At 56.2% G+C, this 1,611-nt stretch carries 1 rRNA gene; it reads right to left on the bottom strand.

The features are described from left to right. Positions 1-1,537, bottom strand: a 16S ribosomal RNA gene (locus ACFO4L_RS17540); the annotation flags it as partial. Positions 1,538-1,611 lie beyond the last annotated feature (74 nt).

Consider the following 1,611-nt stretch of genomic DNA (forward strand, 5'->3'; position numbering starts at 1 on the left):
GATACCTTGTTACGACTTCACCCCAATCATTTGTCCCACCTTCGGCGGCTGGCTCCATAAAGGTTACCTCACCGACTTCGGGTGTTACAAACTCTCGTGGTGTGACGGGCGGTGTGTACAAGGCCCGGGAACGTATTCACCGCGGCATGCTGATCCGCGATTACTAGCAATTCCGGCTTCATGCAGGCGAGTTGCAGCCTGCAATCCGAACTGAGAATGGCTTTCTGGGATTCGCTCCACCTCGCGGCTTCGCCACCCTTTGTACCATCCATTGTAGCACGTGTGTAGCCCAGGTCATAAGGGGCATGATGATTTGACGTCGTCCCCACCTTCCTCCGGTTTGTCACCGGCAGTCACCTTAGAGTGCCCAACTGAATGCTGGCAACTAAGGTCAAGGGTTGCGCTCGTTGCGGGACTTAACCCAACATCTCACGACACGAGCTGACGACAACCATGCACCACCTGTCACGTTGTCCCCCGAAGGGGAAAACTCTGTCTCCAGAGCGGTCAACGGATGTCAAGACCTGGTAAGGTTCTTCGCGTTGCGTCGAATTAAACCACATGCTCCACTGCTTGTGCGGGCCCCCGTCAATTCCTTTGAGTTTCAGCCTTGCGGCCGTACTCCCCAGGCGGAGTGCTTAATGTGTTAACTTCGGCACTAAGGGCATCGAAACCCCTAACACCTAGCACTCATCGTTTACGGCGTGGACTACCAGGGTATCTAATCCTGTTTGCTCCCCACGCTTTCGCGCCTCAGCGTCAGTTGTAGGCCAGAAAGTCGCCTTCGCCACTGGTGTTCCTCCACATATCTACGCATTTCACCGCTACACGTGGAATTCCACTTTCCTCTCCTACACTCAAGTCCTGCAGTTTCCAATGACCCTCCACGGTTGAGCCGTGGGCTTTCACATCAGACTTACACGACCGCCTGCGCGCGCTTTACGCCCAATAATTCCGGACAACGCTTGCCCCCTACGTATTACCGCGGCTGCTGGCACGTAGTTAGCCGGGGCTTTCTCGTGAGGTACCGTCAAGGTGCCGGCCTGTTCGACCGGCACGTGTTCTTCCCTCACAACAGAACTTTACGATCCGAAAACCTTCGTCGTTCACGCGGCGTTGCACCGTCAGGCTTTCGCCCATTGCGGATGATTCCCTACTGCTGCCTCCCGTAGGAGTCTGGACCGTGTCTCAGTTCCAGTGTGGCCGATCACCCTCTCAGGTCGGCTACGCATCGTCGCCTTGGTAAGCCACTACCTTACCAACTAGCTAATGCGCCGCGGGCCCATCTTTCAGTGAGAGGAGAAAACTCCCCTCTTTTACAGCCGGTTCATGCGAACCGGCTGGTCATCCGGTATTAGCCCCGGTTTCCCGGGGTTATCCCAGTCTGAAAGGCAGGTTGCCCACGTGTTACTCACCCGTCCGCCGCTCATTCCACCGGCTTCCCCCCGAAGGGTTCCGCCGGTTTCCTGCGCTCGACTTGCATGTATTAGGCACGCCGCCAGCGTTCGTCCTGAGCCAGGATCAAACTCTCCATGAAAGAGTAGCCTGATCAAAGCTGTCCTCCCGGTTTCCCGGTCGGTCAGAACGGAATCTGGCTAAAGATTCCTGTAT

The organism is Bacillus daqingensis, from assembly GCF_042654445.1.
GTDB lineage: Bacteria > Bacillota > Bacilli > Bacillales > Salisediminibacteriaceae > Alkalicoccus > Alkalicoccus luteus.